Origin of the sequence: Proteus sp. fly-1089 (assembly GCF_040138965.1) — a bacterium.
GTDB lineage: Bacteria > Pseudomonadota > Gammaproteobacteria > Enterobacterales > Enterobacteriaceae > Proteus > Proteus vulgaris_B.
Genome location: NZ_JBEETS010000009.1, coordinates 1 through 24,452 on the forward strand (window position 1 = coordinate 1; position 24,452 = coordinate 24,452).

General features: G+C 37.7%; 23 protein-coding genes and 3 pseudogenes. 6 read left to right on the plus strand and 20 right to left on the minus strand.

Translation table 11 applies throughout. The annotated features are described in order from the left end of the window. From ABN080_RS16315 to tet(H-J), 4 genes and pseudogenes are all read right to left on the minus strand, one after another. Window positions 1-543 (minus strand): annotated as a pseudogene (locus ABN080_RS16315) (fimbrial biogenesis outer membrane usher protein); the annotation flags it as partial. A 24-nt stretch (window positions 544-567) separates the two neighbouring features. Next, window positions 568-1,254, minus strand: a complete 687-nt coding sequence (locus ABN080_RS16320) for an EcpB family pilus assembly chaperone (RefSeq protein ID WP_072068985.1) — start codon at window positions 1,252-1,254, stop codon at window positions 568-570. 73 nt (window positions 1,255-1,327) lie between these two features. Next, window positions 1,328-1,927 (minus strand): common pilus major fimbrillin subunit EcpA, encoded by a 600-nt coding sequence (ecpA, locus tag ABN080_RS16325; RefSeq protein WP_196554830.1) that lies wholly within the window; start codon window positions 1,925-1,927, stop codon window positions 1,328-1,330. Between the two features lie 976 nt (window positions 1,928-2,903). Continuing rightward, entirely contained in the window at window positions 2,904-4,100 is a 1,197-nt protein-coding gene (tet(H-J), locus tag ABN080_RS16330) for a Tet(H)/Tet(J) family tetracycline efflux MFS transporter (protein WP_349441526.1), read from the minus strand. Between the two features lie 92 nt (window positions 4,101-4,192). On the opposite strand from tet(H-J), the gene tetR(H) reads away from it, so the two are divergent. After that, the gene (tetR(H), locus tag ABN080_RS16335) at window positions 4,193-4,816 is read left to right on the plus strand and encodes a tetracycline resistance transcriptional repressor TetR(H) (protein WP_349441527.1); all 624 of its coding nucleotides are present in this window, start codon (window positions 4,193-4,195) and stop codon (window positions 4,814-4,816) included. 2 nt (window positions 4,817-4,818) lie between these two features. On the opposite strand, the gene ABN080_RS16340 is transcribed toward tetR(H), so the two are convergent. Both ABN080_RS16340 and ABN080_RS16345 read right to left on the minus strand, forming a co-directional pair. Continuing rightward, window positions 4,819-5,763, minus strand: coding sequence for a diacylglycerol kinase catalytic domain-containing protein (locus ABN080_RS16340; RefSeq protein WP_349441528.1), 945 nt, complete (start codon window positions 5,761-5,763; stop codon window positions 4,819-4,821). After that, window positions 5,763-6,782, minus strand: coding sequence for an SPFH domain-containing protein (locus tag ABN080_RS16345; RefSeq protein ID WP_349441529.1), 1,020 nt, complete (start codon window positions 6,780-6,782; stop codon window positions 5,763-5,765). The genes ABN080_RS16340 and ABN080_RS16345 overlap by 1 nt, the downstream gene beginning before the upstream one ends. A gap of 153 nt (window positions 6,783-6,935) precedes the next feature. Here ABN080_RS16345 and ABN080_RS16350 point away from each other — a divergent pair, with 153 nt between their 5' ends. After that, window positions 6,936-7,649: an NUDIX hydrolase gene (locus tag ABN080_RS16350; protein ID WP_196554866.1), complete on the plus strand. Its 714-nt coding sequence runs from the start codon at window positions 6,936-6,938 to the stop codon at window positions 7,647-7,649. Window positions 7,650-7,678: 29 nt separating this feature from the next. On the opposite strand, the gene aes is transcribed toward ABN080_RS16350, so the two are convergent. After that, window positions 7,679-8,647, minus strand: a complete 969-nt coding sequence (gene aes, locus ABN080_RS16355; RefSeq protein ID WP_349441530.1) for an acetyl esterase — start codon at window positions 8,645-8,647, stop codon at window positions 7,679-7,681. 268 nt (window positions 8,648-8,915) lie between these two features. Between aes and ABN080_RS16360 the strand changes: the two genes are divergently transcribed. Continuing rightward, window positions 8,916-9,341, plus strand: coding sequence for a TonB family protein (locus ABN080_RS16360; protein WP_349441531.1), 426 nt, complete (start codon window positions 8,916-8,918; stop codon window positions 9,339-9,341). A gap of 103 nt (window positions 9,342-9,444) precedes the next feature. On the opposite strand, the gene ABN080_RS16365 is transcribed toward ABN080_RS16360, so the two are convergent. From ABN080_RS16365 to ABN080_RS16420, 13 genes and pseudogenes are all read right to left on the minus strand, one after another. Further along, complete coding sequence (locus ABN080_RS16365; RefSeq protein WP_164526736.1) at window positions 9,445-10,944, minus strand: helix-hairpin-helix domain-containing protein; 1,500 nt, start codon at window positions 10,942-10,944, stop codon at window positions 9,445-9,447. Window positions 10,945-10,971: 27 nt separating this feature from the next. Next, a complete protein-coding gene (locus tag ABN080_RS16370; RefSeq protein WP_349441532.1) occupies window positions 10,972-12,471 on the minus strand; it encodes a PP2C family serine/threonine-protein phosphatase in 1,500 nt (499 codons plus the stop codon). After that, a complete protein-coding gene (locus tag ABN080_RS16375; RefSeq protein ID WP_072068978.1) occupies window positions 12,471-13,511 on the minus strand; it encodes a TerY-C metal binding domain-containing protein in 1,041 nt (346 codons plus the stop codon). Before ABN080_RS16375 ends, ABN080_RS16370 begins: the two co-directional genes overlap by 1 nt. 106 nt (window positions 13,512-13,617) lie before the next feature. Continuing rightward, entirely contained in the window at window positions 13,618-14,256 is a 639-nt protein-coding gene (locus tag ABN080_RS16380) for a vWA domain-containing protein (RefSeq protein WP_196554825.1), read from the minus strand. Continuing rightward, window positions 14,256-14,897 (minus strand): TerD family protein, encoded by a 642-nt coding sequence (locus ABN080_RS16385; protein WP_196554824.1) that lies wholly within the window; start codon window positions 14,895-14,897, stop codon window positions 14,256-14,258. The genes ABN080_RS16380 and ABN080_RS16385 overlap by 1 nt, the downstream gene beginning before the upstream one ends. Before the next feature lie 17 nt (window positions 14,898-14,914). Next, window positions 14,915-15,553, minus strand: a complete 639-nt coding sequence (locus ABN080_RS16390; RefSeq protein ID WP_072068976.1) for a vWA domain-containing protein — start codon at window positions 15,551-15,553, stop codon at window positions 14,915-14,917. A 505-nt stretch (window positions 15,554-16,058) separates the two neighbouring features. Continuing rightward, complete coding sequence (locus ABN080_RS16395; protein WP_349441533.1) at window positions 16,059-16,562, minus strand: tellurium resistance protein TerW; 504 nt, start codon at window positions 16,560-16,562, stop codon at window positions 16,059-16,061. 305 nt (window positions 16,563-16,867) lie between these two features. Continuing rightward, window positions 16,868-17,812: an HpcH/HpaI aldolase/citrate lyase family protein gene (locus ABN080_RS16400; RefSeq protein ID WP_349439651.1), complete on the minus strand. Its 945-nt coding sequence runs from the start codon at window positions 17,810-17,812 to the stop codon at window positions 16,868-16,870. Continuing rightward, window positions 17,812-18,018: pseudogene (locus tag ABN080_RS18280) on the minus strand (RNA-binding protein); the annotation flags it as partial. The gene ABN080_RS16400 and the pseudogene ABN080_RS18280, both read right to left, overlap by 1 nt. 125 nt (window positions 18,019-18,143) lie before the next feature. Further along, window positions 18,144-18,888, minus strand: a pseudogene (locus ABN080_RS16405) (cysteine protease StiP domain-containing protein); the annotation flags it as partial. 2 nt (window positions 18,889-18,890) lie between these two features. After that, window positions 18,891-19,661, minus strand: coding sequence for an HAD family hydrolase (locus ABN080_RS16410; RefSeq protein ID WP_349441535.1), 771 nt, complete (start codon window positions 19,659-19,661; stop codon window positions 18,891-18,893). After that, a complete protein-coding gene (locus tag ABN080_RS16415) occupies window positions 19,654-20,790 on the minus strand; it encodes a phosphoribosyltransferase domain-containing protein (RefSeq protein ID WP_349441536.1) in 1,137 nt (378 codons plus the stop codon). Before ABN080_RS16415 ends, ABN080_RS16410 begins: the two co-directional genes overlap by 8 nt. A 14-nt stretch (window positions 20,791-20,804) precedes the next feature. Continuing rightward, entirely contained in the window at window positions 20,805-21,872 is a 1,068-nt protein-coding gene (locus ABN080_RS16420) for an ATP-grasp domain-containing protein (protein WP_349441537.1), read from the minus strand. A gap of 323 nt (window positions 21,873-22,195) precedes the next feature. Here ABN080_RS16420 and ABN080_RS16425 point away from each other — a divergent pair, with 323 nt between their 5' ends. The 3 genes from ABN080_RS16425 to ABN080_RS16435 are packed head-to-tail and all read left to right on the plus strand — an operon-like array spanning window position 22,196 to window position 24,433. Then, window positions 22,196-22,780, plus strand: a complete 585-nt coding sequence (locus ABN080_RS16425) for a TerD family protein (RefSeq protein WP_072070087.1) — start codon at window positions 22,196-22,198, stop codon at window positions 22,778-22,780. Then, a complete protein-coding gene (locus ABN080_RS16430) occupies window positions 22,780-23,952 on the plus strand; it encodes a TerD family protein (RefSeq protein ID WP_349441538.1) in 1,173 nt (390 codons plus the stop codon). The genes ABN080_RS16425 and ABN080_RS16430 overlap by 1 nt, the downstream gene beginning before the upstream one ends. Before the next feature lie 25 nt (window positions 23,953-23,977). Further along, complete coding sequence (locus tag ABN080_RS16435) at window positions 23,978-24,433, plus strand: tellurite resistance TerB family protein (protein WP_072070085.1); 456 nt, start codon at window positions 23,978-23,980, stop codon at window positions 24,431-24,433. The last annotated feature ends 19 nt before the right edge of the window (window positions 24,434-24,452 follow it).

The window sequence follows — 24,452 nt, forward strand, 5'->3', positions numbered from 1 at the left end:
TTGATTGTTATAGACACCTAAATCATAGGTGGTGACGGAGGAAAGATTATCAACAGTTGATTTTCCTAACATTTCCGAACGTGCTTTGACTTGTGTGGCAAGACCCGCCTCATTAACATCTAACGACATGATAAAGGTACTTAAATCAAAATTAAGTGTCGCATCCGGGGAAAGCGTTATCTTGTTATTTTGATCAAAAGGCTTATCTTTAAGTTCGTTTAATGATTGAACGAGCTGTTCATTGATAGAAGCCGTTTGTGTTTCACCTTCATCAAGTGTGGGAGTCACGGAGTTAATGGTAATTTTATTATCTTTAAGCACTACCAACGCATCTGCAATTTTATTACGGCTTTGCTCTTCTAAAACGGATTGTTCGGAAAGATTGTAACGTAAATAGACTGGGATCGTCATACCTTCTTCTAATGCTGTGGCAAAGACACTAGGAATAATATAGTTGCCTATCTTTAAATTGGCGGGTTGGCTATATGTATTCTCGGACAATAGGAACATAGCAATGCCTAGTGCCACCACAGATTTACGCACAATAGATCCTTATGAAATTAAAAATTAATTTACAATAATAAAATCGTCGTTATGCCAAATGCCGACAGTTGCTTTTTTACTTTGAACATCGACTTGTTTTAACTTGACGCCAAGACCTGGCATAACGTAGTAGCGTTCACTACAGCGGTTATTTTCATTTTTTGTCACAGCATCTGGCATACAGTCACCGGTGGCGACAGTGCGAAATGAACTATTCCCCGTGTTAAACACGACGCGGGCTTCTTTATCAAATTGGTAATCAAATTTTTCTTGGCGAGGAGCAACCACTAAAATGGTGCTTATCATGGCAGACGTCGTTGCCGTTGCGGCTTTTGCATTTTGCGTTGATCCTGTTTCAGTCACCGGATCGTCACGCCAGACTAAGCGATAGTAACGTTCTTGGTTATCACTAGGGCCTTTATAGAAAATTTTAAAACTTTCTTTGGTTTTACCGGGTAAAATTAGGTTTGCTGGTGAGATCAAAATCTCGTTATTGACTAAAGGGAGCACTTTTCCATCTTCCAACGGTGATGAAATGCGCTCAATAGATAATCCGACTAAACGAGCCTGATCGACATTATTTTCAATTTCTTTGGCAAGAATAGTTTGGTCAGAGGGCATAGTTTCGGTAATAGCACCGACATGAATGGCTGCTGCAAATTGGCTATAAAAAATTAAAGGACTCAAACAGGCTAATATTATTTTTTTCATCATGGATCCTAGAAGGAAGAGCGAAAAATTCGCTCATCCTTTATTATTAAAAGACAATTTTTTGGATCATAGACTATGGTGTAGCAGTGAAGTCGCCTTCCCAAGTTGCAGTAAACTGAACTTTAACGTCGCCATCCCAGTAACCATCTGCTAATTCAGAGAATTTAGTTTCAGCACCAGCAACTTTTGCGGAAGCGATATTGAAGGCAAATTGGCTTTGGCCACTTACACGATCTTTACCGTTGTAAGCACCATCTTGTGCTAAGAAATCAAGACCTGCCGTTGTACCCGCTTTAACATCAACCATTGTGGTTTCTGTAGTGTCAGTTAATGCAGTGCCGTTCCATTTAACACCAACAGTTAATTCGCTATCGTCAGATGCACGCGTTAATTTGTCAGAGATGATTTTTGATGTCAGTTTAAAATCAGTTGCACCTTGTTGACCTTGGATAGTGATGTCAAAAGCACCGTCTTGAGTATTAAACGCTTTAACACCTTCAGCGTAATTGAATGTTAATGATTTTAATGGTGTAACCACTAACATACTTTTAGTATCTTTGTATGCTTTAGCATCCCATGAAGCAACAGCACTTGCTTTACGAGTATCAGCTTGAGCAAGAGTCGTTGCACCCATAATAGCAACTGCAAGAACTGCTAATGTCAGTTTTTTCATATTGAAGTATCCTTTATTGATTATTTTCACAGCATAATGTTTTTAAATAACAGAAAGCCTTTCAACTATATTCAGTTATTTAGGTATTTGATTGTTTATTAGTTAAATGCTTATTTAAAATAAACTCTAAATATACTCATTTTAAATAAAACATATTTTTCTAATGAAACATGTTTTGAAGTTTGTGAATATTTATTTTCTTTGATATCTATTAATTCATATGCAAAAGAAGTTATGAATTAAAAGTCAGAGTGTTCATTCTTTTCTGATTATTTGTTTATTTACAAACTTGATTTAAGGACAATTTTACGAATAAAAATATTAAATTGGATAGGATTAGTCTTATAGGGTTTTATGCTAAAAAAACAACTCATAAGCGTATTTTAACTAAAACTGCGTATTTTTACTCTAAATGGGAGTTTTTTTTGATGATTGGATAAGAAATTTTATATGTTAATGTTCCGTTAGTGTTATATAAAAAAACATTTTTTTACATTTATACACTTTTTTATACTGATGTATTTATTTATTAAGAAATAATTAAATGAAAAGTGTCTTTTCTGGATTTGTTTTGATTGTTCATACGAAAAATTACAGAATAGGAATAAAAAAATTAGAACTATTTTTATTAACTATCTAAAAAAGACTGGTCTATATTGATCTAAGACAATATATAATGGTTTTTACAAATAATTCTTATTTGAATAAAACTAAATTTAATGAAAACATTATTTTGTTTTTATCGGTTTAACGATAAAATAATGTAAATGGAAAGTAAAAAAATAATAAATTATTTGTTTAATTACTTGGTGTGTGTAGTTAAAAATAATCATCATAAGATAATTATGTAATCAAAATATTCTATTATGCAATCCTATACAAATTATAGTATTTATAATGAAGATAGATTATTAACTAAAAATAGCATTTTTTAATAAAGTTAATAGCTAAATTAATGATGTTTGTTATTTTAGTATTAAGGTGCTGAGATAACGGTTTTAGGTGTTGCTTTTCTTTGGTGAAAATAAGCAGTGATAAGCAACAAGGTATAAAATATTGCTCCCATCAACCATAACAAACCATCCCAATAAGCGATGCTATAGCTATAAATAAAGGCAAATAAGAGTGGGCCAATAATCCCTGTGATATTGGTTAAACTGACAAGTGTGCCTTGCAGTTTCCCTTGTGCATTATTATCGACAGATTTTGATAAATAGCCTTGTAAAGCAGGTTGTCCCATTCCTCCTGCCGCCAAGCAGATTAATGCAGGTAATATCACCCATACTTGGTTAACCCACGCTAATAATAAACAGCCCATCATATCAATAGACATACTGATCATAATGGTGGTTTTTTCGCCCCATTTCTGCGCTAATTTTCCAGCAACAACGGCTTGAAAGAAAATATGTAATATACCCAGAACAGCCAAAGACATACCGACCGATGTCGTATTCCAATCAAAACGGTGTTGTGTAAATAACACCCAAATTGTGGCAGGAATTTGACCGATAAGTTGGATGATAAAATAGGCTACCAGCCAAAAATAGAGGCTTTTTTTAATAAATCCCGTGATTGAGTTTGATGATATTTGAGTGCATGTATTTGTAACTCGCGTTTCTCTTTTTTGTGTTTCATAAAAAAACAGTAATGCGAGTATCAATAAGATCGAGTGTGAAATAGCCGCAAATATAAATGGAGTATGGGTAGTTATTTCACCTAATAATCCTCCTAACATTGGACCAATAATAAGACCAACACCGAAAGCACCACCTAAAAAACCAAAATAGCGAGTTCGATTTTTGGTAGGAGTCACATCACTCATGGCTGATGCACATACAGCACCGGTTGCACCAGTGATGCCTGCAATAATACGCCCAATGTAGAGCATCCAAAGAGTCGTTGAGAATGCCATTAAGAGGTAATCGAACGCTGCACCTAAAAGGGAGAATAGCAAGATAGGTTTTCTGCCGTATTTATCAGACAGTCGTCCTAAAATAGGTGAAAAAATAACCTGCATGGTAGCATAGAGCGCTAATAGCACACCGTAATGAGTTGCAAGTGAATTTTCACTGACAAATTCATTTAATAGCGTAGGGAGTACTGGCATGATAAGCCCAATGCCAATGGCATCTAATGCGGTGATCAGCAGTATAATAATTATTGATTTATTCATTGAGATCCTAAAAAATCTATCAGTGATAGAGTGGGTGTAAAATATCTCTATCAGTGATAGATTGTCAAGGCTATTTTATTTTGAGGTAGATAATGGCAAAGCTAGATAAAGAACAAGTTATTGATAATGCATTGATTTTACTTAATGAGGTGGGAATCGAAGGCCTAACAACGCGCAAATTAGCGCAAAAAATAGGAGTAGAGCAACCCACATTGTATTGGCATGTAAAGAATAAACGTGCGTTGTTAGATGCATTAGCAGAAACTATTTTGCAAAAACATCATCATCATGTTTTGCCATTACCTAATGAAACATGGCAGGATTTTTTGCGAAATAACGCGAAAAGCTTTCGCCAAGCCTTATTAATGTATCGAGATGGTGGCAAAATTCATGCAGGAACTCGTCCGTCTGAAAGCCAATTTGAAACATCAGAACAGCAATTACAGTTTTTATGTGATGCTGGATTTAGTTTATCTCAAGCCGTGTATGCGTTGAGTTCTATTGCACATTTTACATTAGGTTCAGTTCTTGAAACTCAAGAGCATCAAGAAAGCCAAAAAGAGCGTGAAAAAACAGAGCTCAATGCTATTCACTATCCGCCATTATTAACTCAGGCTGTTGCTATTATGGACAGTGATAATGGTGATGCTGCGTTTTTATTTGTCCTTGATGTAATGATTTCAGGACTTGAAACCGTGTTAAGCAACGCTCAATAAATCTAAATCCGCTGACGTCCTTTTTGGCTAATTAATTGTCCTTGTATATCAGCGATACCAATATGTGCTATGCAGCCTGCATTAAACTGTAAATAATCATCTTCGATGCCATCAGAAAAAATAACCCCATTTTCTGGCATCAAAGATTCTAATTGTAACGGTGAGTCAGGCTCAATAGTGCCAAAAGTTAATGCGACACCTGTTGTTCTGCTAGGAAATGGCTCTCTGACACTAAATTGTAGCTTTCGAACACCCCAGTCAAAACCTTGTAACAGAGGGTGCGAAGCTTCTCCAGTTATTGCCATTGCACCTGCAAGAATGGATTGAAACCACCCCGTTGATCCCAATCCTGTAGATACAATGATGCCTGATGAGGATTGTGCTTCTTGAGCGCCACTCCATTGCAAAATATACCGTGCAGAGGTGTGACTTTTAGGGCCAATAAATAAGTCATTAACAGCTAATAGTGATTGACCATCATTAGTTGTCGCTTGTGCGAAAGTGACTGTTTTAAATGGCATTTTTTTATTAATGGTATTAATCACCGTCTCTTTTAATTGCCCTATTTCAAAGGGTAATAATTTACCATCCCATCTTGATGGATCAGGGTTTATTGCAATGATAGGCTGCCCGTTGAGATATTTCAGTGTATTAGCTACAAGCCCGTCTTGGCCAATCACCACCACAATATCGTGGGGTGAAAATTGATAACTAGGTAATAAATTTCGTTCTAATAGCTGAAAGCGTCCTAGTGATTTTAAAATTAATTCCGCTTCTGTTAATTGTTTTTGATATAGATTGTGTTCATTGAGGTAATCCTTTACCTCAACATTGTTGTGTTCTAAATAAAACTTGGCTTGTGACCAAGTATTAAAGCGCTCGATCAATTCCTGTAAACGGCTTTTTCTCATTACTAACACGAAGCGAAAATCGTTGTTACGTTGCATTATTTACCGCCTTTTTTCATAAATTGGCTAAATAAGTCAGGAGTAATATTTAGTTCGCCTATTTTTCCTGAATTAAGCGCTAAGGTTTCAAATGCCATTGCCATTAACTGTTGCGAGTCCATTTTTGCTAGCGCCATGGCTTTTAAGTTTTCAACTGGTAATTCACGGTAAGCACGCATGGTGGCTTCGATGGCGTAGGCATCAGCTTCTGATTGTGTTCGCTGATTTTCAGCACTTAATGCGACGAGTTCTTTGCGTTTTGCTTCAGCATTAACTTTGGCTTCAAGGCGCTCTTTTTCAATTTCTGCTTGTTCTCGTAATAATGTACGTTCATTTTCTAAACGCGCCTCTTCAATTTCTTGTCGTTTACGTTGAACGGATAAGTCAGTTTCTAATTCTGCCTCTTTAATGGTGCGCTCTTGTTCAACTGAGAATTTACGACGCGCATAAATTGCATCATCGGCTTCTTTCAGCAAGGATTCTCTTGCCTCGGCTTCTAACGCTTTTAAGGTTTCTGGTGAGGGAGTGATTGCCGCAATAGAAACATCTAAAATGGCAATGCCTAATGATTCTAATGATGAGTGTTCAATCAATTGTTCCATCACTAAGGTCACTAATGATTGGCTAAGTAATAACGCTTCTCTAAGTGGGGTACTTTGGATCTTTGCTTGAATTAAGGTTTGTGCAATACGTACAACGCGATCACTGAGTTTGAGTGGATCTTCAGAGGCATAAGACTTGCCGTTTTTACTTAAGTTAAAATTGAGTACTTCTGCCGCTTTTTCAGGAGTTTTGACCTGAAATGAAATTTGTCCTTGGATGCGTAAACCCTGAAAGTCTGCGGTTTGAAAGTTAAAAATAAATGGCGCTTCTTGTGCATTTAAAGGTAAGGCCGCAATGGAGGTTGTGGCTGAGTTATACCAAAAACTCAAGCCTTTACCTTGTTGGCGGATTTTGCCATTAACGGATTTAATGATGAAGGTTGATGAGTCAGCTTTAAAATAATTTAAGTTAAACATAGTATTTCCTTATTAAGTGTCTTTATGACAATAACTGCATTGTGTCTTATAGACACTATTAATGTCAACTGATTTAGTGTCTTTATGACAAAATTTGATTTTCTGCTGTTTAACCTTAAAATAGCCTTATCATTTCCTAATAAAGTTTACGCCATGAATGAACAAGATTTTTTAGCCAGTTATAACCGCCGTGATTTCCTATCGCCACTGATCACTGTTGATGCTGTACTATTTACTTATCATGAAGAGCAGTTAAAAGTGTTGTTAGTGAAAAGAGGGGAACATCCTGAAAAAGGAAAATGGGGTTTACCCGGTGGATTTGTCGATGAAGTGCAAGATAAATGCCTTGAAGATACGGTGCTAAGAAAATTAAAAGAGAAAACAGGTGTGATCCCCCCTTATATTGAGCAACTCTGTTCAGTGGGAAATGATCAGCGTGATGCTAGAGGTTGGTCAGTAACGGTTTGCTATACCGCGTTAATGGCACATCAAGCGTGCGAGGCTCATATTGATACCGTGGATTCGGTAATGTGGTTACCGATTGATGAGGTTACACAACAAAGCTTAGCTTTTGATCATCAAGAATTAATTACACAAGCAAGAGAGCGTTTAAAGCAAAAATCACTTTATTCAATTGTACCCGGATTTGCATTACCCGAAGTGTTTACCTTGCCGGAGTTACAGCATGTTCATGAAATTTTAATTGGTAAAGAGATCCAGAAAAAATCATTTAGGCGACGCATTGAACAAGCGGATTTATTGATTGATACAGGAGAAAAACGGGCTGAAAGAGGGCGCCCCGCTAGTCTGTATCGACTTAAAGAGGCGTCTGCGGATTATCGGTTTCTTCGTAATCTTGAGTTTTAAAAAGCTACTTGTTTATAAAGCCAATTGTTTTACAAAGCGAGTTGTTTTACAAAATAGTGAGCGCCATCTCGAATGGCGTCATCTGCCACTTTCATCATACGTGAATAATGTAAAAAGGCATGTAATGTGCCGGAATACATTTTATATTCACAAGGTAATTGATGCGCTTCTAAGGTTTTAAATAGTGTCACGCTATCATCTATAAGTGGGTCGTATTGTGCGCTGGCGATAAAGCAAGGTGGAATATCTTGCGTTAAGTCGTTATTAAATAAGCAATAATAAGGTGCGTCACGACTGCCAAGGGCGGTTAAATACGCATTGTCATATTCTTCTAAATCTTGCTGGCGCAATCCATCCCATTCACCCCCATAAAGCCGACGGCTGGTGGAATCGCGTAAGCCATATAATCCATACCAAAGCAAAGCGGCACAGATATTACCACAGTGAATTTGTTTGTCGCGTAGCCATAATACAGTAGCCAGCGATAGCATAGCGCCCGCAGAATCACCTGCAAAACCAATATGTTGTGTATTAATACCATAGTGTTTTGCATTTTGATGATAATACTGACAAACCTGTGCTGATTCATCAATCGCTTGTGGATAATGCGCTTCTGGTGACAGTGAATAATCAATACCAATCACAGTACAACGGGTATAGCAGGCAAGCAGTCGCATTATGCGATCGTGGGTATCTAAATTCCCTAAAATAAAACCACCACCATGAAGATAATAGAGTGTGGCTGGTGTTTTTTCTTTGGGTTGATAAAGACGTGTTAATACCTCGCCATAAGACGTGTTAACGGAAATATCTCGAATACTAAACATCTCTGGTGCATCTGCATTCCAATAACGCCTATCTTTATTATAAGCAAGGCGCATCGATGGATAGCCCTCATTGTCTGGCGCAGGTTGTGGATTATCTGCATAAAATTGCATAACTTGCTTCATCTCTGGCGAAATAAGTTCTAGAACATTGATTTTATTTTTAGTTTTCATTCATGCCTCCAATTATCACTGTGGGGTATTGTAAATAACGGGGCTTAATAAACTGAGATCGTGATATCCAATATTGAACGTTAGAGAAGCATTGAGGGGTTTTATGCTGAAAATGTGATTTTGTGTTGATATCAAATAAAAGGTGAAAGATTGATAGATTGCACAGTTTTTCTTAATTAAATATTATGTTTGAGAATAAAAATGATTATTAGAGGTTTTATTGCATTTAATCTTATTTTGGGAAAGGGAAAGGGAAAGGGAAAGGGAAATGAAAATAAAATTAGCTATTTTAAGTTTACTTTGTAGCACCATTTTATTAAATGGATGTGCTACTCAATCAATACAGCCGGATGCGCAATCTAATTTGTTATTGAAAGCAAAATTAGTCGATGAACCAGAGAAAATAACTCAGAATGAAATAGATAAGTCAAATTTCACGGTTAAAAATCGCCCTAAGAATTTATTGCGAGTATATCCTGATTATCCTGTAAGAGCGTATTATCAAGGTATTGAGGGAACGTTAAATATTAAATTTGATATTGATGAAAATGGATATGTACAAAATATTAGGATGTTAGATTCCCCTTTAGTGGATGTTTTTGGTTTATCGACTATTCATGCTATGGAAAAATGGCGTTATGAGTCAGGAAAACCGGCAAAAGATTTAAATTTAACAATGGAATTTAAACGTTGATTTAAAAAGAACTTTAAGAATAATACTATTAATAAAAATAAAGCTAACAAGGTAGAAAAGAGAATAACCCGCGATAAATTAAACGGATTATTCTCTTACTTTATTAATTTGAGACTAATTGCACCACAACAAGTCGCCCGCCTTCTTCTGTTGATAATACAAATTGCAATCCATCAGTTAGGGCAATTTTATCACCAATCGCTATCTGTTTTTTCTCTGGCAATACCATTAATCCATCAATACGCTCATTAACAAGCCACCATGTTGAATTGTGATAAACAAAATAACCTACGCGTTTTTTTTGTTCATCCGTGGTACGTTCATTGGGGGCAATAAGGCGATTCACATGCCAAGGAAAGAGTGATTGATTACTCCAAACCATTAAACGGTGATCATCAGGTCTAAAACTACCAGCTTTACGTGAAGAATAGAGATTTAAAATCGGTAATTGCCCTTTATATGGCGTATGACAATAAGGACAAACTGGCTGGGTTTTTCCAGAAAAAACATACCATTGCTGTTCACAATCTTTATTCTGACAAGGCTGAACCAAATCTACCGTTTTGACTAAAGCAGTTTCCCATTCATCTGCGGTAGGTCGTTGTGAAGGTTCGTGTAATCCTGAAATAAAGGCTCTTTCAAAAAGAGGCGTCAGGTAAGGCCCCATAATAGTGTATGGGATTTTTTCAGGATCAGCCCAAGGTAGAGATGACGGTTTTATCTGATTAAGTTTTACCGCATTGCTACGATCTGTTGGGTGTTCAATAAACAGCGCTTTTTCACCCATAGAGAGAGTTTCATCACGCATTTCATCGTCAAGATCGTGAATTTTACCGCCACGTAATGGATGGCGATAAAATAGATACATATAGATTAATACCGCAAGGGCGTGTCTATCAGTCGTGATACTTGGCAAGATACGGTTAGGATCTTCTTTCGGTAAATGGCTGGTTTTTACCACTTCTGGTGCAATAAAATCAGGTGTTCCGACAACATCAGGTGGGTATTTTCCAGGCACTACTAAACCGTCAATGTCAATCACACATGCATGACCTTGCTCAGGATCGATAAGGACGTTTTTATAGCTTAAATCGCTATGACATAAGCCTGCTGCATGCATTCTGCGTACTGCACGAGAGAGCAATAAACAGACTTTTAGATAATTTAATAAATTGCCTCTTTCCCTAGGATCGAGAAATTTATTTTGGTTGTTGGCGCTTGCAAACCATTTACCTTCTTTTTCACGACCTTTTATGGCAAGAAAATCGTTGTTTTTAGAGCCATATTTAAAGAAGAAGTGGGATTGATACGTCGGCACTACAATACCGATTTTGCCTTGATGTTCAACAACATCAGTTGGCCAGCAAAAAAGGTTTTTCCAGTATTCACCACCACTTTGCTCAAAGATATTATGACGATAAGAGCCTGTTATCATATCTATCCTATCTTTGGCTTGTGCGTTTTGTTTTGTCTTATAAAAGGCAACAACATAGGTTTTGTCAGGGGAAAAATAGACATCTTTCATTGAGCCAGAGCCAATAATTTCATTGACGTACTGAACTGTTTTTCCACTTTGCGTTGTACAGGTAATGATATCTGCCATGAAACTCACCTATTTTCTCTTTGATGATCACCAAGCCACAATTAGAGTGCGGTCATCGTGATTGCCTGCTGAAAAGAAATTTAGCCATTCGGCCAGTGTTTGATCAGCGGTTTCCGGTGAGGCTAAACAAGGCGATATTTCATCAATAAGCGCTGCCCATTTATTGGGATCTTGTAAGCCGTTATCTGTTTCAAACTTAGGATCAGACACACCGTCTGTCATTAATATCAGGTGTGAGATCTCACTCCATTTACCAATAATAATACGTCGATTAAATTCAATATCATTAAGCGCATTATCATCAAGAAAACGAGTTTGTCCTGCATATTCACCGCTATCAGGAATACCTAAAACGCGGACTTTTCCAGCTGGTCCATAAGCTGCAATTGCACCATCACCCATCCAAAAGGCAGCTGCAAATAGCTCATCATTGATACGTAGAGTCACTGTTGCTAACAGTGTAGTTGAAAATGATTTTACGGGTTCATTAATGCGAATGGCTTCATTTTTTAGGTGATTAATCGCAAGCTGTGACGCATTGTGAAATAGCTTAGAAAAAAAGTTGCCTACTTGCCTTTTCTCACTCTCATCATCCCATTGGTGAATGGTGTTGAGATAAGGTGCTAATGCTGGATTTTTTTCAATGTTCAATTGTTCTTCAAGGTATTCACTGACAACTTTAGTGACAATGCGTGAACCTTCACGAGAGTAGCGAGCACTACCTGCACCGTCAGCGACAATTAAAATATTCCATTGGCTTTGGCTATTGTGATGAATGTAAAAATCGTCATCACGAAATGTACCTGCATGTTCATGAGAGCGACCGCGACGACTTGCTCCTGCAATACGAATGTCGTCTTTAAGAATAAGTTTGCTATCAATATGTGCTTTAGGATAAAGGCTATTTGCAGGAGGTTCGTTAATTTGCCATAAGCTACGAGGATCTGGATTAATGATTAATAATACATCATTGTGGTAATGCGCTGAATTTACAGACCAGTTTATGGTTAGTGTGAAATTACCACTTTTTGTTGGTGTGCCAACTAAGCAACAACTTTCGGCATCAAAGGTTATGCCGAGATCTTCCTGAATATTCACGGACTCAATTTGTGCAGTATCAAGCGTATCTAATTCAATATTAATCGAAGAATTAAATTCGCTACCTACTTTGGCATTAGAAAGGGTAATTTTGGCTGTAGGGCGGTGAATAATCGGTTTTTCTATTGGCATTGGTGATGAGTGTGTTGGGATTTGCCCCGGTTTTAATGGGCTTTCTTTTGGTAATGATGCTTCGTCAGAGGTTAAATTGCGGGCTGGTGGCAATAACAGAAGAATAGATTGTACTTTATCTTGTGGTGTTATTTTTTTTGCCGTTGTTGCTTTTATTTTATCAATAATAAAATCAATATGTTGAGCGATTTCTGTGTCTTCGTATAACGCAATAATCAGCTCTTCATGTACAGGAATGCGTTGTGAAGTTAGCGTATCATCAATAATCAGTTTTGTGAGTAGGGCTTTTTTATCCATTAGCCTTTACCTCGAGTGACATCAAAGTCAGATTGATTGCTGTTATTTCCAAAGGTGATGCTGTTATCACACCATGGGCAAATAACTGTTTCAGGACCATTTACACAGAGTAATTTTCCACATTGACAAACAGCAAAGGCGGTGGCATTGCCACAATAGGGGCAACCAGGAGTGCCATGAAGTTCACTGGTATTCACTTGATATGCCGTAGCGCTGAGATCGCTCCATGCAAAGTAATCTTCGTTTAAGGTGTAACAGCCCGTTAAATTAAACCCATTAAGGTTTAGATTAAAATCGAGCCCAGAGGCTTTCATTGGTGGGCGTTCATATTTCATTAAATAAGGCGATCGAGTGTGGCTACAACGGCCGACAAATGTGACACAAGATTCATCATAGGCACGAGCTACATCATCTTTGGCAAGGCGAACAATTTGTTCGGTTTTGCTTAAAAGGGGAGGTGTTTCTTCGCCAACACTGCGACTGTGAGAAACTACCGACATCGTTATCCATTTTATAAAACGGGTGAAATCGCCTTCTTGTGCTTCAGTAAATAACAGCACATTTTCAGTTAATTGTGATAGCGCGTGTAAGTCAGCACTTAAGCCTAATCCAATCGCAATTAAGTTAACTTTATTAGCGTAGTGGGCTTTCCAGCGTTTAATTTCTTGTGCGTAATCATCAGTTGGTCTGCCGTCAGTAAGGAGGTAAACAACAGGTTTCCAATCACCTTTTTGCTCAAGCGTGGTTTTTCTAACTTGAGTATCAATTTGGTGAGTAAGTTCTCGTAACGCACTGCCTAGTGATGTGCCACCACCAAGAGGAAGCTGAGGGGGATAAAAAGAGACAACTTCAGTGAGTGGAACAATGGTTTTCGCAACGCCAGCAAAGGCAATGACAGAAACCCAAGCAGTTTCAAGAGCGTGAGGATCTCGTCTGAGATCGCTAATAATAGTCGTAAGACCGTCATTCATCTTTTTTAGGTTTTCACCTATCATCGATTCTGAGCAATCTAAAACAAAGAAAATAGGTAGCCTTCTCATTGTTATACCTTATCACTTTATAGTGGCTGTTATATATTTGTGATGGATAAACCAAAGCCTAAATAAAATAAAAGCAAAGCCTGTTTTAGCGCTTTGCTTTTGTGGATCACAGTACCAACTGAATTTCAGGCGGCGGTGGCGGTAGTGTATCTTTATCAGTATTAATGCCTGCACTGGAACTACCGGATGCTACACTCGCAGAGACCCATTTGAAAAAGCCTGAGAAGGCGTTGGAGTCTAATGTTTCTAATGCTACCACTTGAGATGTGAGCTCTTTAAGGTGATCATGTTTGGCTTTTGGACCAACTGCACAGGCGATGATCGAACCAAATGAGCGTTTTTTCACTTCTTTAATGGCTTCACCATAAGCGTAAGTATCAGAAGGGGTACCATCTGTCATTAAGAAGACCAGCGGACGCCAGTCACCTTTTTGATCACCATCAGAGCGTTTAATATCACGATCAACACACTTGATTAAACATTCAAGAGCCGCACCAGTAAATGTGCCACCAGAGCTAGGAACGGTAATATCAGTGAACTGGAAATCTTCTAATGCCGTTAAAGGAATAAACTCACGTGCTTCATTATCATAAGTGATAATAGAGATATGTACGCTTTCTAATGCGTAGGGATCTTGTCTCAATGCATTTAGCATTGTTTGTATTCCTACGTTAACGGCATGAATAGATTCACCTCTCATTGATCCTGATGTATCAATAAGTAGGTAAACAGGAAGTCTTCTCATTAGGTAAAGTCCTTTAAGTAAGAAACAAAACTATCTGAACTTGAAGGCTCACCAATAGCGTTAAGTTTCCAGCCATTTTCTTCTCTGACTAATTCAGCAAATAACATCGAGCGTTGATTATTGAAGGCTTCGCCTCCTGATAAATCAAAACGAGCCATTTCTACATTTTTGGCATCAACGGCGCGGATAAAGGCATTCTGTACTTTACCAAAGTGTTGTTGTAGCTCACGCCCATTGTAAATCTGAACAATAAAGACGATTTTGGTAAATTTAGGATCTAGGGTATTTAATTTTGCGATGATCTGTTCATCATCTCCATCACCAGCGCCTGTACGGTTATCACCTGTTAACCAAATCTGTCCAGATTTATGTTTAAGGCTATTAAAGAAAATAATATCACCATTAACAAGAGAAGGTTGTCCGCCTTCAATTTTACCCAGATCATTGACCTTGCCGTTTTCACCACATAAAAAGGCGATAACGTCTAAATCGTATTCTTCACTTTTCTTACCAAAAAGTCCGCCCAAAAATCCACGTTTCTCTTCGTTAATATCCCAACCTAAACCGATAGTGACAGAGGAAAGGTCATATTCATTTTTCTTTAAACTAACGCCTTGTCCTTTTTTTAAACTCACTGACATATTCATTCCTTTTTTATTTAAAGTACAACGTTAACCTCAGGAGGAGGTGGTGGTAAGTCATCAAGATCACTAATATCTTTCTTGGTTAAATCGACTTTTTGACTACCGACAGAAATACTGGCTGAAACCCACTTAAAGAATGACTTTATCGTGTTAGAATCCGCCGTATCTAGCCGTAATACAATCTCAGTAATATTTTTTAGTACATCCGTTTGTGCAGATTGTCCTGCTGCGCAGGCAATCACAACACCAGTACGGGCAGCTTTAAATTTCTCAACGCCTTTTTTCCAATCGTCAGTTGGTGCGCCATCAGTCATTACAAAAACAAGCGGGCGCCAATCACCTTTAGTTTCAGCAGTTGTTTTTTGCACTTCATTTTCAATTCGATCAGAAACTAATGTGAGTGCCTCACCTAATGCCGTAGTTCCACTTGCGACTAAATCAGGTACGCTAAAGTTAATTAAATCAGTGAGTGGAACAATTTGTTGTGCGGTTGAATTAAAGGTGATGATAGAAATATAGGCGGTTTCTAATGCGTAAGGATCTTGGCGTAATGTTGATAAGAGCATTTCAACGCCATTCTTTACTGCTGCAATAGGTTCGCCATACATAGAACCCGATGTATCAAGTAAAAGGTAAACTGGCAATCTTCTCATGCATTTATCCTGTTAGTGAGGTAGGAATAAGCGGTTAATATACTAACCGACTGATGAACGTGTTGAATTGAGATTATGCTTAGTTTAATTAAATTAGGAAAAAAACGCAGTGATGATTGTCCAATATTATTAATCTGAAAGAAGATCGCATAAAAAGTAAAATAAAAGAGAAATTAACCCATATTCACCCTTATTTTGAGTGGTTGACGGGCATTTATTATCAAAGATGTTTTTATTGATTACTCTTAATTGGAGTGATGTAAAAAGAAGAGCTAATAAAGAGTAGGTATAAATACTCTTTATTTATATAACATCAAGTAATTAAATAAAAAAATAAGTAAATTCAATTAATTATGTTTTTGTTAATTTGGTTTTTAAATAATTAAAAGTAAAGCTACAATTTATTAAATATATTATTATTGAATAAGTGATTTTATGTATTTAATTCTTTGTTGATTATATAAATAACTTGATACTAATGTATCAAGTTATTTATTAATATATATTATGATTTTTTTAAACCATCTTTTTCTTTTTCTTTTTCAGCTAATTCAGCAAGTGTTGATTGAATTAAATTTTCAATATAATGGTCAACCAATAATTCAACCGCTTCGCTGCGTGTGGAATTATTTAAATAAGATAATCTGTCAATTTTGCGTAATGCTGACATTTTTAATGAAAGTGAAACCGATTTTTTCTTATCTTTATCGAGATAAACTCGGCTTGTCATTCCATTATGGCGAAGATCTTCACTGGCTGATAGTGCCTCACGCATACGGCGTAATGCTTTATTATCAAGTTGACCACGCTCGGTCATTTGATAAGCTCGAGACGCTTTACTGTACTTTATTTCAGCGTCATAAGAATCTCTTATCTCTTTTAAGACGCGAGTTAACGTTGGCTCCGAGCATTCAAGAGCAGAAATAATCTTAATGGTTGGAACCTTTTTTCCCGAGCTTAAAAGGATTGCCAGTGTAAAGACTCTGACCTGACGAGTGCTTAATTGCATGCTTAGTTACCACTTATTCTGTCATTCGTGTGTTAAAATATTCAGCTTTAAATTTTATTATTCTTGTTCTTATACATTATTTACAAGTATCAGAAACATTAAAATTATAAATAAAATAAGCGTCCTATTAAATGTAGTATAAAATAATATTTCAAATGAAAAAAATGACTTTTTAAATAAAAAGTCGGTTTTGTTTTTATAAGTTCTAGCTAAAGATAACATGTTTTAACTAGAAACTTATAAATCAAAATCAAGATAAGATAATTATTTTATCTTATTGAGTTCATCACCTGCTATAGAGTATTTTATGTTGCATTAAAACGTTGAGCATTATTTTGTTGGTTAGGAATAATGCCATAAATTTTAGCTCTGGTTAAAATACTCAATGCCCAGCGACGATGTGTTGCAGGTTCACACATCGCACCTTGTGATTTAAAGACAGCTTGCGTTGAATTTAAGATGCGTAAAGCATCTGAGTGATCTGATTGAGATACCATGAGGGCTTGTTCAATCTTGTGAATTTGCTTTGGATGTATCGCTGTTTTACCCACAAGACCATTGGCAATATCAAGAGCAAGCTCTTTATCCATAATATGGTGATCATCAATATGCTCACAAACGGGGGCTGTAAGTGCAAACTGACGAGCACCAAATACAGCAACTAGCATTTTTATGACATAACCCATTGGGCCATCATAAAGTGTTAATTGGCGATTACGTCTTAGCGAAATCACATTCATTAAGTCATTACCGCCAATACGTAACGCGATAATTCTGTTATGACAAGGGTGAGTCAGTAGGTGGTTTGCAAGCTCTGTCATTTGAATAACATCAAACACCTCTTCGGTTTCAAGAGTTGGCATCATACATAAATGCGTATTCTCAATAATATTCCACCAAATAGGTAAAGAGGCTTGAGTAAATTTAGGTAGCACAAGACCGTCAATAGCACTGACATCAAGCGTTTCTGTGATCCATTGACCCATTTCCGTGTGGCGAGGGCGAATAAATAGCAAAGGCCAATGGCTACAATCATGGTTCTTTTTATGCTCTGCCAACTTAGTTAATAACGTAGCCAAATTTTCTAATGCAACAGGAATATCAGCATCGCTAACCGCATCTTCTAAACAGATAATTAAAGAGCGTAAGCCTTCAATTTTCTGATCGATAATTGTTGTCGCAATATCTGTTCGAGTTGCTGGCATATAAAGGGTTGCCCCTAAATTCCACGGGGATAATCGTTCAATCATTATTTCACCTTTTTAATGATAGTCACTGCACGATATTGACCAAGCGCTTGCCCTGCTTCAATAACAGCAATATTTTTTTCTTGCGCAAGATAAACCAGTAATGCCACATCAGGATCAGTTATCTCTCTCACAAGAACATGGTCAGGTACACGGCGTAAAACAGCGCGTGTGGCTTCGGCAATACCGGGTTTTATACGATTGATATTTGAAATATCATATTTTTTTGCAAGTGAACTAACGACGTTTTCGCTCAGCTTTTTTAAATCTGATTGTTGTTCTTTAAATGTGGCATGTGGGATATCGTTTTTAATCAAGTAATCAATGTTTTTTCCAACAATATCAACAAGATATTGACTGCATTCATATTGTTTTAAATGTTGGCAATCGACAAAACCATGAAAACCTTTTTCTGTCCAAATTGAACGTGAAATTAATCCAGAAACGGGAGCACCCATGATCCCAAAGGGGATAAGCCAATCTTCATCACTGGCACTTAACCATGCGCAACCACAAGGATCTGCAAGGACGACAAGGCGTGGCTGTGGGGGGTAGCCTTCGCGTCCAGTTAATGAGCGAATTAACTCACCTGTAATAGCACCTTTTCCCGTCCAACCATCAACAAAAACAATTCCTTCTGTGCCGTGATGTTGTTCAATCCATGAAAGTGCTTCGCTATCAATACCTCTATCTCGAATAATGCTTATTCCATAGTGATAAGAGGTTTTCCCCATTTTGCGCAATGTTTGTTGCAACATCACACCTAGAGGAACACCCGCACGGACAAGGCTTGTCAGAATAATCGGGGTATCACCAAAGCGTTCAATAAGGGATTTTGCCAGCATAATGACTTCAGTTGCTAAGCGTGTCGCACCGGTTTCTAGCGCTTTTTCAAAGAGATCAAGATGCCATGTTGTAGGTTCTGGCTCTTGGCTTAGCATGTCAGAATAGTGGCGTTTACCTGATTGTATTAGCTCTTCTTTTAACTCAACAGGCGTCATTTCAATATTGACGGGTTGAAGTAGAAAATCGACATCACCTGATACATAAGATCCTGAAAACGGTTTATGATCCATCATGTTTATTCTCCAAAAATTTTTGTGTTGATCGCATCAGCGAATTGGCTTTGGCGAGGAAGCCCATACCAATTGCATAATTTCATAAAGCGATGATCACTTAGGCTATCGCCTAAACCAATAACAGGAAAAACGCCACGTTCTGCTTTTAATTTATTAAGCAAATAGGTGACAGCTTTGCCTTTCTCAATAGGCTCAGGTAACCAAGCAATATTGTTACTGTTGCGATGAATATAAAAACCTTCGGTTGAGAATGTTTTTTCTATCTCATCACCTATGGTGTATAGCTCTTCTAGTCGAGTGCTATCGTTATGCTTCATCACTAAATAAATAGGCAAATCACCATATTCATAGTTAATTCGTGCCCAGCCATCAATATGTCGTTCCGCCATTAATTGCGTAATTGATTGTTGTAGTGTAAGTAAACGTTGTGTATATGGCGTTAAGCTTCGGGTGATATGGTTTTGCCACTGGGTATCAGCTATACCTTCAGGGGTTAATACCACAGCACCATGTGTGGTAATTGCCCATGAATGAAAAGGGATTGTGACTCGGCTTATTTCCTCTGTACCACGTGCAGTAACAGGAATTAAGTCAGCATGTTCTAGCATCCAATCTACCAGCATGGCTTGTTCTTGCGTCATAAAGCTACGAGGCTCTAAACTTCTATCCAATGCCCCGGTTTTATAGGGTTCAAGCGCTAACTCATCGACCATTTTACGACGTGTTTGAAATAAGGTGTCGTCGAGATCAGTTAAAATAACAGGCTTAGTCATAACTGATTACCTCAATAATAGGGGCAACTTTATTGAGGGCTTCAATCAGTTGGTGGTCAATACTTTCGGCTGGTGTTTCACAACAAAGCAAAATGCGATCAAATTGTTGATGAGCCACGTTATAGACGAAGTTAGGAATACCTAAACCATAATTATCAGTAAATGTAATCGCTGATTGAATGGCAAAATTGGTTGAAATAGGTGAACGGGTTGTCGAGCTATATTTTACGATAGCACCTTGTTTTTCAAGACGTTCAGCAAGTAAGAACGGTTCCCAGACAAATTCTCCCGATCCTAAAACAAGGATCTTTTCACCCAAAGAAGCATTGATGGATAAGCCTAGATCACTTGCCGGCGTTGTCATCCCTAATCGACCCCAGCTCTGTTTACCAGTGATCGCAACTTGCCCTGATGCAGTAATATTAACATTAGGCATAACAGGTAAAGGCGCGTTTGGATCGGCGTCCCATAGCCATTCACCTTGAACTAAAGAGAGAGTCTTAATCGGTAATGGGGAGCGCTCAGCAATAGAATCACCACTCCAATCAGTTAAGGTTACAGCGATAACCTGCTGAATATGCGTTAATCCACCTTCTTCACGTAGTGCTGAAAGCAGGTTAATAAAGGTATTACCCGTAGTGGCTTCATCATCAATTAATACAACAGTTCTTGCTTGTTGTACCCACTGGCGTTGCTCTGCTGTTTTAGGCAAATAGAGTAAGTGATCGGTCGCATGGCTGTGATTTTCTTTAAACTCACATAGCAATTCACCTTGATCAACAGGATGACGTGTTGATGTTAAATAAATCGCTTGTTGATAGCGGCTTCTCACCTCATCAAAAATACCAGCTCCTAAACCTACGGCGGTTTCTGCCATACCAATAAACAAAATAGGGCCTTCGAGTGAAGGTGGAAATTGCTTGGCAAGTTTTTGGTAGGTTTCACGCATTTTTTTCGGTGAAACTGGAATATGACGACCTAATACCTTACTGACAAATAAAAATGCACGCTTAGGATTGCGTCTTTCTGCAATATCAAATAATTCATCAAGTAACTCAATAGGGCAATTTGGTGTCACGCTCAATGTGCCACAACTAAGTTGGCGACGATAAACTAAAGAGTCACTCATGCTATTTTTCATTATTAATTATTATCCGTACTGATTAAGTTTGTTAACGCTGAATTGAAAACAATAGAATCGGTGATTGAGCGTATTTTTGTTGGTGCAAAATGGCTATTTTGAGCTTGAGCTTCTTCAATACTCATCAATCCCAATTGGCGTAAAGCAAAAATACCAGCAAGGTGGATACCGCAATGTTTGGTATAACCAATGCCACCCGAAGGGCGCATATTAATTTCAAGTAATAATGGACGGCCTTGATGGTTATTTCGAGTTTGCACATTAACAAGACCATCTGCTTTCATGGCTGTGGCGCAGGCTTTGCCTAATTGATAGGCTTCACCTGAAGTTTCTAGATGCTGGATTGCTCCCTCTTTACGACGAGCGACGCCAGCAATGACATTGCCTTGTTCAACAACCATATCAACAGAGTATTCTGGGCCAGGTAAATAAGGCATGAGCACTAATGGCTCAAAGTGTTCAACTGCTTTTAATGCATCAACATATTGTTGTGGATTAACTTGGCGATTTTCTGGGTGATTAAACAGTGCCATAGGCGAAACTTGATTATCAAAGCGCCAAAAACCCATTCCATAAATGCCTTTTACTGGCTTAATGCATAAAGGGATCTCACCAAAAGGTGGATTTTTAATTTGTTTTTCTAATTCAATGATTGAATCAATGTAAATAGAAGGCACAACAGGAAGACCGCATTGTTCCATAGCTTGTGCAAATGCGACTTTATCATCCGCTAACTGAAGCTGTTTCAGTTCAGTTGCACCTGTGGTTAATTTTACCCCAAATGATTCAATTTCATGACGATGAGATTCAAACCATGCGCTATTACGGCCTGTATGAATAACGCGAACTTGATACTTTTTGACGATATCGGCAATAAAGTTTAAACGTAATGACTCATCTTGAGGCTCATAAAAAGCACCATCAGCAAGCGATAAAATCTCATTTCGAGTATGGCGATGAGAAGCAAGCACGACAATATCTTGTTGTTGCTGTTTTGCAAAGTCTTTAACACTTTGAATTATATCGCGTTGTGATGATAAACCTTCCATAAACCAAATCGTATTGTTCATTACGCTGTATACCGTGAAATAAAAGTGTAGAGTTCAAGTCCTATAATCATGAAGATTTCAAAGAACTGTGTCAATCATAATATGATTTATTTGATTTTAGCTTAAATTAGACTAACCAATAACGTTATTATTATGTTTTTTTTGTATTTTATAATTTATTTTTTATAAAAATATTTTTAATATCAATATGTTGACAAAACTTTAATTTTGGATGGTGAAAATAGTCTTGCTCATGTACTTCATCATGATATGATGATTTTCACAATATGGATTTAATCACAAATGGCATTATTGTTTCACTCTACCTCTGAAGGAATTTAATTATGGTTTCATTAAGCAAGAATCAAACAGTTTCTCTCAGTAAACAAGCACCTACACTGAGCCATTTAATGTTTGGTTTGGGCTGGGATCCAATTAAGAAAAAAGGATTATTAGGTGGTCTTTTTGGTGGTGGTGGTTCTATTGATTTAGATGCAAGTTGCGTTTTACTTGACGCAAATGGCAATCAAATCGATACCATTTGGTTTCGTAAATTAAAATCAAGTTGTCAGTCAGTAGTTCATTCTGGTGATAACTTAACAGGAGACGGTGATGGCGATGATGAAACCATTTTCGTTGATTTAGGCCGTTTACCAACAAATGTTGAATACTTGGTTTTCACTGTAAACAGTTTCCGTGGACAAACATTTAATGAAGTTGAAAATGCATTCTGTCGTGTTGTTGATAAAACAACAAATAAAGAATTAGTGCGTTATACCTTAGCAGAACAGGGTTCTCATACTGGTATTGTGATTGCTTCTTTACAACGTAATCATGGTCAGTGGGATTTCACTGCATTCGGTGCCCCTTGTAAAGGTCGCGTGATTAACGACATGATGCCCGATATCGTGGCTACGGTGGTACGCTAATGAATATGACACCAGGTGGTAATGTTCCTGTTCCTAATCAAACGCTTATTGTTAGGGTTCAATCAGGGGCACCGGTTGATGCCTCCGCTTTTAGACTTTATGCCTCAGGCAAAGTTAATGGCGACGCCGATATGGTGTTTTATGGGCAAGCAGCGAGTGATGATCGCACGGTTATTTATGCAACAGCAGGAAATAGCACTTCTTTTACCGTAGATTTAACACGTTTACGTCCTGATGTTGAAAAAATTGCGTTTACAGCAACCTGTGATGGTCAGCAAACTATCGCTAATTTGCAACGGTTATCCATTCAGGTTGATGCGAATAACGAAGTGGTAGCAAATGGAAATGTTGAAATTAATGGTCGCTCAGAAGCAGCATTAATTTTAGGCGAATTATATCGACGTAATGGTAGTTGGAAATTTCGTTTTATCGCCCAAGGTTTCAATGGGGGGTTAAAACCGTTAGCTGAACATTTTGGTGTTGATATTGCAGATCCTGAACCCACTCCTGTGCCACCTACAATGCCTAAACCCGCGCCAACTCCACCACCTAATACAGTGAATTTAAGTAAGGTTTCTTTAACAAAAGAGAAGCCAGCTATTAGCCTAACGAAGAAAGATGATTTCGGTAAAATTCGAATTAATCTTAATTGGCATCGTGAAAGCAATAATAGTAATTCAGGATTATTAGGTGGATTATTTGGTAGTAAGAAAGGCATTGATTTAGATATTGGTGCTTTTGTTGAACTACAAGATGGTTATAAGTCTGTTATTCAAGCATTAGGAAATGGCTTTGGTGATTTTAACCACGCGCCTTATGTTGAATTACAAGGTGACGATAGAACAGGCGATGTTGCTGGTGGTGAATGGATCTTTGTGAATGGACGCGAGTGGAAATCACTAAAACAAGTGCTGATTTTCGCGTTTATTTATGAGGGCGTACCGAATTGGAGTAAAACAGATGGTGTTGTCACCATTCATGTTCCTGATCAACCCCCTATTGAAACTCGTTTAACTGAAGGTAACAATGGTCGTGGTATGTGTGCGATTGCACGGCTAGTGAATGAGAACGGTTCAATAAAAGTGGAACGTCTCAATGAGTTTTTTAAAGGCCACCGTGATATGGATAATGCCTACGGGTGGGGATTTCGCTGGACAGCGGGTTCTAAGTGATCAAATTGATATAAGGAAAAGTAACATGAGTTTTTTCAATAAATTAAAAGAAGGTTTTAATACGGGCCGTTCTGAGTTAGCAAAGCAAGTTGGTCGCTTTAAAAACAAAAAATTTATGCAAGGAACTGTGGCTGTCTGTGCGCGTATTGCCATCGCCAGTGACGGAGTGAGTTCTGAAGAAAAACAGAAGATGCTGGGTTTTTTAAAGGCATCAGATGAACTTAAAGTATTTGATACCTCAGAGGTGATTGAATTCTTTAATAAGCTAATTACAAGTTTCGACTTTGACGCTGAAATCGGTAAAGGTGAAACGATGAAGTATATTCTGGCAATGAAAGATCAGCCAGAAGCTGCGCAATTAGCTATTCGTGTTGGTATCGCTGTTGCGAAAAGTGATGGTGATTTTGACAATGATGAAAAAGAGGCTGTGCGTGCTATTGCCATTGCATTAGGCTTTGAGCCCGCAGAATTTGGTTTGTAATTAATTTAAGATAGGGAAC